Annotated in this window: 8 protein-coding genes; all 8 read left to right on the top strand. The window is 65.8% G+C overall.

The genetic code is table 11. The features are described 5' to 3' along the window. The first annotated feature begins 150 nt into the window (after nt 1-150). The gene (locus tag IL54_RS11215; protein ID WP_237748860.1) at nt 151-999 is read left to right on the top strand and encodes an urease accessory protein UreD; all 849 of its coding nucleotides are present in this window, start codon (nt 151-153) and stop codon (nt 997-999) included. A gap of 4 nt (nt 1000-1003) precedes the next feature. Beyond that, the gene (locus IL54_RS11210) at nt 1004-1306 is read left to right on the top strand and encodes an urease subunit gamma (protein WP_037475658.1); all 303 of its coding nucleotides are present in this window, start codon (nt 1004-1006) and stop codon (nt 1304-1306) included. 118 nt (nt 1307-1424) lie between these two features. Then, the gene (locus IL54_RS11205) at nt 1425-1730 is read left to right on the top strand and encodes an urease subunit beta (RefSeq protein ID WP_037475656.1); all 306 of its coding nucleotides are present in this window, start codon (nt 1425-1427) and stop codon (nt 1728-1730) included. A gap of 46 nt (nt 1731-1776) precedes the next feature. Continuing rightward, nucleotides 1777-3489 (top strand): urease subunit alpha, encoded by a 1713-nt coding sequence (gene ureC / locus IL54_RS11200; protein ID WP_037475654.1) that lies wholly within the window; start codon nt 1777-1779, stop codon nt 3487-3489. A gap of 148 nt (nt 3490-3637) precedes the next feature. Then, complete coding sequence (ureE, locus tag IL54_RS11195) at nt 3638-4156, top strand: urease accessory protein UreE (RefSeq protein WP_037475650.1); 519 nt, start codon at nt 3638-3640, stop codon at nt 4154-4156. Next, entirely contained in the window at nt 4107-4826 is a 720-nt protein-coding gene (locus tag IL54_RS11190) for an urease accessory protein UreF (protein ID WP_237748859.1), read from the top strand. The genes ureE and IL54_RS11190 overlap by 50 nt, the downstream gene beginning before the upstream one ends. Beyond that, nucleotides 4823-5476 carry an urease accessory protein UreG gene (gene ureG, locus IL54_RS11185; RefSeq protein WP_037475648.1) on the top strand — a complete coding sequence of 218 codons (654 nt, stop codon included), beginning with the start codon at nt 4823-4825 and terminating at the stop codon, nt 5474-5476. The genes IL54_RS11190 and ureG overlap by 4 nt, the downstream gene beginning before the upstream one ends. Next, a partial coding sequence (locus IL54_RS11180) for a purine-cytosine permease family protein (protein ID WP_443210764.1) occupies nt 5476-7290 on the top strand: 1815 nt, incomplete at its 3' end. The genes ureG and IL54_RS11180, both read left to right, overlap by 1 nt.

Genomic DNA, 7290 nt, shown 5'->3' with positions numbered 1-7290 from the left:
AGATGGCGCAATCCAGCAGCCACTCCAAACAACTCTATACAAACAGACGGGATAAAACACTTTCGCCGGGGAACAGTATCGCTCCTGGCCATCACCCCATACGTCATATACCCCATGTCCCGACCAGCCGCGCCTGATCAGATGGTGTCCATGACCGTGCAACGCGCCATTACCGTGCCCCCCAAGTCCCGGCACCAGCGCGTCGATGGCCGCGCCATGGTGGCGTTTGGGCCGCGCGGCATCCGCGACATGATGCAGGTCGCGCCTGCGCGGCTGCTCTTTCCCGAAGGCCGCGATGGCGACTTTCCGCTCGCCGTCACCGTCACCACCTGCGGCGGGTTGACCGGCGGGGACCGGCTGGCGCTCGACATCATCGTCGATCCGGGCGTCTGCGCGACCATCGTGCCGCAGGCCGCCGAAAAGCTCTACCGCGCGCTGGACGAGGATGAACCCACCCGCATCGACACCCGCATCGCCATCGGCGCGGGCGCGACCTGCGAATGGCTGGCACAGGAAGCGATCTTGTTCGACCGCAGCTGGATGCGCCGCACGCTGAGCGCCGACATGGCCCCCGATGCTCGAATGCTGGCGATGGAGATGCTGGTGCTGGGGCGCGGCGCGATGGGCGAAACCTATCAAAGCGGCCTGATCCACGATAGCTGGCGCATCCGGCGCGGCGGGCGGTTGGTGTGGGCCGATGCGCTCCATATCGAGGGCGACTTCGCCACCGCAGGCCGCGCGCCCTTCGGCTTTGGAGATGCCAGCGCGGTCGCGACGCTCGTCTATGCGGGGCCGGACGCCGCCGACTATCTCGACCTCGCCCGCACGCTGGTCGAAGCGCCGACCGGCGGCGCGACCAGCTTCGACGGATTGCTGATCCTGCGCCTCACCCGCAACGATCCCCACGCGCTGCGCAAGGATGTCATGCGCGCGGCGGGCGTGTTGCGCGCCGCGATATTCGGCCTATCGCCCTCCATGCCCACCATCTGCTATTGCTGATCCCATGAACCTGACAGGACGCGAAAAAGACAAGCTGCTAGTCGCGATGGCCGCCATGGTCGCGCGCAATCGACTGGCGCGCGGCGTCAAGCTCAACCATCCCGAAGCGATCGCGCTGATCACCGACCATGTGGTCGAAGGGGCACGCGACGGCCAGTCGGTCGCCGCCCTGATGGCCAGCGGCGGCCACGTCCTGTCCCGCGATCAGGTGATGGAGGGGATAGCCGAGATGATCCACGATATTCAGGTCGAAGCGACCTTCCCCGACGGCACCAAGCTGGTGACTGTCCACAGGCCGATCCGGTGAACGGCCTGACGCCTCTCTTCACCCCGTTCGCCCTGAGCTTGTCGAAGGGCTTTTCTTACTTGCGGATAAGGGCAGGGCTTCGACAGGCTCAGCCCGAACGGTTGCGGGGGTGGACAGCATGATCCCCGGCGAAATCCTCCCCCTCCCCGGCGACATCGTCCTGAATGAAGGACGCACTCCCATCACCCTCACCATCGCCAATAGCGGCGACCGGCCGATCCAGATCGGCAGCCATTATCATTTCGCCGAAACCAACCCGGCGTTGCTGTTCGACCGCGACACCGCGCGCGGCTATCGCCTCGACATTCCATCGGGCACCGCCGTCCGTTTCGAACCCGGCCAAAGCCGCGACGTGCAACTCATCCCCTATGCCGGCGACCGCATCGTCATCGGTTTCCGCGGCGATGTGATGGGGGAATTGTGATGAATGGCATCACATCAGCCGTTCGTTTCGAACGGAAGGCCGCCCCATGCCCATAACCATGTCCCGCCGCGCCTATGCCGGCATGTTCGGCCCCACCACCGGCGACCGCGTGCGGCTGGGCGACTCCTCCCTCCTCATCCGCGTCGAGGAGGACCGCACCGTCTATGGCGAGGAAGTGAAGTTCGGCGGCGGCAAGGTGATCCGCGACGGCATGGGCCAAGGCCAGATGTCCCGCGCGGACGGCGCGCCCGATACCGTCATCACCAACGCGTTGATCCTCGACCATTGGGGGATCATCAAGGCGGACGTGTCGATCCGCGATGGCCGCATCGCCGCCATCGGCAAGGCGGGCAACCCCGACGTCCAGCCTGGCGTCACCATTCCCATCGGCCCCGGCACCGAAATCGTCGCGGGCGAAGGGCGCATCCTGACTGCAGGCGGCATAGACGCGCATATCCATTTCATCTGCCCGCAACAGGTGGACGAAGCGCTTAACGCAGGCATCACCACCATGTTGGGCGGCGGCACCGGCCCGGCGCATGGCACGCTGGCGACCACCTGCACGCCGGGCAGTTGGCATATCGGCCGAATGCTCCAAGCGCTTGAAACCATGCCGATGAATTTCGGCCTGATGGGCAAGGGCAATGCCAGCCAGCCCGCCGCCCTGGTCGAAATGGTCCGCGCGGGCGCCTGCGGCCTCAAACTGCACGAAGATTGGGGCACCACCCCCGCCGCCATCGACTGCTGCCTGTCGGTCGCGGATGACTATGACATTCAGGTCGCGATCCACACCGACACGCTGAACGAAGCCGGTTTCGTCGAAAGCACGATAGGCGCGTTTGCGGGCCGCACCATCCACGCCTTCCATACCGAGGGTGCGGGCGGCGGCCATGCGCCCGACATCATCAAGCTGGCGGGCCTGCCCAACGTCCTGCCCTCCTCCACCAACCCGACCCGGCCCTACACCATCAACACGATCGAGGAACATCTCGACATGCTGATGGTCTGCCACCATCTCGACCCGCGCATCGCCGAGGATGTCGCCTTCGCCGACAGCCGCATCCGCAAGGAAACCATCGCGGCGGAGGATATCCTTCACGATCTTGGCGCTTTCTCGATGATGTCATCGGACAGCCAGGCGATGGGCCGGGTGGGCGAAACCATCATCCGCTGCTGGCAGACCGCCGACAAGATGAAGCAGCAGCGCGGCAGCCTAGGCACCGACGATGCCGACAGCGACAATTTCCGCGCCAAACGCTATATCGCCAAATATACGATCAACCCCGCTATCGCGCATGGGATCAGCCATATCGTCGGGTCGATCGCGGTCGGCAAGCTCGCCGATCTGGTCCTGTGGTCCCCCGCCTTCTTCGCGGTCAAGCCCGACATGGTGATCAAGGGCGGCAGCATCGCCGTCGCGCCGATGGGCGACCCCAATGCCAGCATCCCAACGCCCCAGCCGGTCCATTACCGCCCGATGTTCGGCGCCATGGGCCGCGCGGGTGCGCTGTCGGCGGTGCATTTCGTCTCGACAGCCGGGATCGCGGACGGCATCGCCGAACGGTTGCAACTGGCGCGCCCTCTGGAGGCGGTGCGCAACACGCGCGGCGGCATCGGCAAGGCCTCGATGATCCTGAACGACGCCATGCCGCACATCGAGGTCGACCCCGAAACCTACGAAGTCCGCGCCGATGGCGAATTGCTGACCTGCGAACCGGCGAGCGTGCTACCGTTCGCGCAACGATATTTCCTGTTTTGACAAGCTGCCCTAACCACCCTTCACCCGTCATCCCCGCGAAGGCGGGGACCCATCTCCGGACCTCGCGTCTGGAGACAGGGTGGGAGATGGGTTCCCGCGTTGGCTTACGCCGCCCTTCGGGTCGCGGGAATGACGGAGTGATTACATCATGCTGACCGCCCGCGAAGTCCTCCCCCACGGCCACTGGTCTGGCCCCGCCGCCGACCACATCACGCTCGACCATGATGCGCGCCATCGCCGCCGCTGGGTCTACACCGCCGATCATGGCACGCTGTTCCTGCTCGACCTCGCCCGCGCGACAGTGCTTGGCCATGGCGATGCGCTGCAACTGTCGGACGGCCGTCTGGTCGAAGTCCTCGCCGCGCCCGAAGCGCTGGTCGAAGTCACCGCTACAGACCCGTCCGCGATGATCCGCCTCGCCTGGCATATCGGCAACCGGCATCTGCCCGCCGAATTGCACCCCCACGCCATCCGCCTGCGCGACGATCATGTCATCAACGCCATGCTCGAAGGGCTGGGCGCGACCGTCACGAAGATCAACGCCCCCTTCACCCCCGAAGGCGGCGCCTATTCCGGCGGTGGCCATCATCATCATCATCACGGCCATGATCACGATCATGACCACCACCACGGTCATTCCCACGATCACCACGACCATGCTGGCTGACGCCGCCCTCCACCGCCTGCTCGCCTGGACCTCGCCCTCCTATCCGGTGGGCAGCTTCACCTATAGCCACGGCCTGGAAACAGCGGTTGAGGATGGTCGCATCACCACCGCCGCCCACGTCACCGCCTATGTCGAGGCCGTGCTGGCGCGCGGCGGCGGCTGGGTCGACGCCGTGCTGTTCGTCCACGCCTACCGCGCAGCGCCAGACGCCCCCGCCTTCGACGCCCTCTCCGAACTCGCCGCCGCCTTTCGCGGCAGCAGCGAAACCGCGCTCGAAAGCCGTCAGCAGGGCGGCTCCTTCCTCTCGGTCACGCGCAAGGCCTGGCCCCACCCCGCGCTCGACGCCTTCGCCGCACGCAACGGCCATCATCCCATGGCCCATGCCACGGTCATGGCGCTCGCCTGTGCCGCCCACGCCATCCCGCTCGAACCCGCGCTGCACGGCTGGCTCCACGCCACCGCCGCCAACCTGGTTTCGGCAGGCGTCAGACTCGTGCCGCTCGGCCAGACCGATGGCCAGCTTGCGCTAGCCGCGCTATCCCACGCCATTCCTGCCATTGCAGAAAAGGCGCTCGTCACCCCGCTCGAAGACCTCGGCACCGCCGCGCCCGACCTCGAACTCGCCTCCCTGTCCCATGAAACCCTCTACACAAGGTTGTTCCGCTCATGACTCCGGTTTCTCTTGGTCACAACGGTCCCCTGCGCGTCGGCATTGGCGGCCCGGTCGGCTCCGGCAAAACCGCGCTGACCGACCGGCTGTGCAAGGCGATGCGCGACCATTACAACATCGCCGCCATCACCAACGACATCTACACCCGCGAAGATGCGGAGTTTCTGACCCGCTCTGGCGCGCTGGTGCCGGAACGCATCATGGGCGTGGAAACCGGCGGCTGCCCGCACACCGCCATTCGCGAGGACGCCAGCATCAACCTGGCCGCCGTCGATACGATGCACCGCAAATTCCCCGGCCTCGAACTCATCTTCATCGAAAGCGGCGGCGACAATCTGGCCGCCACCTTCTCGCCGGAACTGGCCGACATCACCATCTATGTCATCGACGTATCGGCCGGCGACAAGATCCCGCGCAAGGGCGGCCCCGGCATCACCCGCTCGGACCTGCTGCTCATCAACAAGATCGATCTTGCCCCACTGGTCGGCGCGGACCTGGGCGTCATGGACCGGGACGCGAAGAAGATGCGCGGGCAGCGCCCCTTCCTCTTCACCAACCTCAAGGACAATATCGGCCTGCCCGCCGTCATCGACTTCATCGTCGCCACCGGCGGCCTGCGCCCTTATCCCGCAGACGCCACCGCCCTCTGATGGACCGCGCCGCCTATGTCCTGCGCGAAAAGCGGCTCTATAATAAGTGGGTCGCCAGCCAGACATTGGAGGACTACGCCCTGCGCTACACCGCCGACAGCGCCCGGCGCTGGTCGGCAGGGCAGGTCGCCAACACCGCCATCGGCGCGACCGCCTTCCTCGCCTGCGAAGCGATCGGCGCATCGATCACCCTGACCTACGGCTTCGCCAACAGCGTTGCCGCCATCGCCGCCGCCGTCGCGCTGATGTTCGTCATCGGCCTGCCAATCGCCTATCATGCCGCCAAGCACGGCCTGGACATCGACCTGCTGACCCGCGGCGCAGGCTTCGGCTATCTCGGCTCGACCCTGACTTCGCTCATCTATGCCAGCTTCACCTTCCTGCTCTTCTCGGTCGAAGCGACGATCATGGCGGTCGCGCTCACCGCGATGACCGGCATGCCGATGAGCGTCGCCTATCTGGTCAGCGCCCTCGTCGTCATCCCGATCGCGCTCTACGGCATGAGCGCCATCACCCGCTTCCAGATCGCGACCCAGGGCATCTGGATCGTGCTGCAAGTCGCGCCGATCCTCTATATCCTCTGGTCCGGCCCCTCCGCGCTGGCGGAATGGTCGCGCTTCACGGGTCAGCTTGGCGCGCCCGATGGCAGCGTCAGCCTGCTCTATTTCGGCTTCGCCCTCTCCACCCTCCTGTCCCTGCTGCCCCAGATCGGCGAGCAGGCGGATTATCTCCGCTTCCTGCCCAGCGCCAAGAAGATCGGCAAAGGCAAATGGTGGGCCGCCATGCTCGCGGGCGGCCCCGGCTGGACGCTGATCGGCGGCATGAAGCTGCTGCTTGGCTCCTGGCTGGCCCATTATCTGATCGGCGGCGCGGCCTCGGCCAGCGACGCCGCCAGCCCGACCGTCATGTTCCAGACCATCTTCACCGCCATGTCGGGCCATGCCGGTCTGTCGCTGGTGCTGACCGGCCTGTTCGTCATCATCTGCCAGCTCAAGATCAACGTCACCAACGCCTATGCCGGGTCCATCGCCTGGTCCAATTTCTTCGCCCGCCTGACCCACAGCCATCCCGGTCGCGTCGTCTGGCTGATCTTCAACGTGCTGCTCGCGTTGCTGCTGATGGAAGTCGGCATCTTCGACGCGATTGAGGCGATCCTGATCCTCTACGCCACGGTCGCGGCGGGCTGGATCGGCGCGTTGGCCGCTGACCTCATGATCTCCAAGCCGCTCGGCCTCTCGCCCGCAGGCATCGAGTTCAAGCGCGCCCATCTTTATGACATCAACCCCGTCGGCATCGGCGCAATGCTGCTGTCCATCCTTGTATCAGGCAGCGCACATCTGGGGCTGCTGGGGCAATTGGCCCAAGCGTTCGCGCCGGTCATCGGCATGGCCGTCGCCTTCACCGCCGCGCCGGTGATCGCGCTCCTCACCCATGGCCGCTATTATATCGCCCGCCGCTCGCACTGGGCCGAGGGCGCGGAAACCAAGAGCTGCATCATCTGCGAAAATGCCTTCCAGCCGGTCGATATGGCGCATTGCCCCATGTATGCCGCGCCGATCTGCTCGCTCTGCTGCACGCTCGAAGCCCGCTGCCATGACCGTTGCAAATCCGACAGCCGCGCCACGCAGCAAGCCGCGCGCTGGCTCGAACGGCTGCTGCCCCAACGCATAGCCCGCTATGTCCATACGCCGGTCGGCCATTTCATCGCCGTCATGGCCGCCATCACGATCGCCAATGCTGCCTTGCTGGGCGGCATCAACTGGCAGATCGGCCGCCGGATGCCGGACATTGCGGCGGAGATGTCCAGCCTGATG

The organism is Sphingobium sp. ba1, assembly GCF_000743655.1.
In the GTDB taxonomy this organism is placed as follows: Bacteria; Pseudomonadota; Alphaproteobacteria; order Sphingomonadales; family Sphingomonadaceae; genus Sphingobium.
The sequence above is the reverse complement of the archived record's forward strand: the minus strand, read 5'-3'. Positions and strand labels throughout refer to the sequence as shown.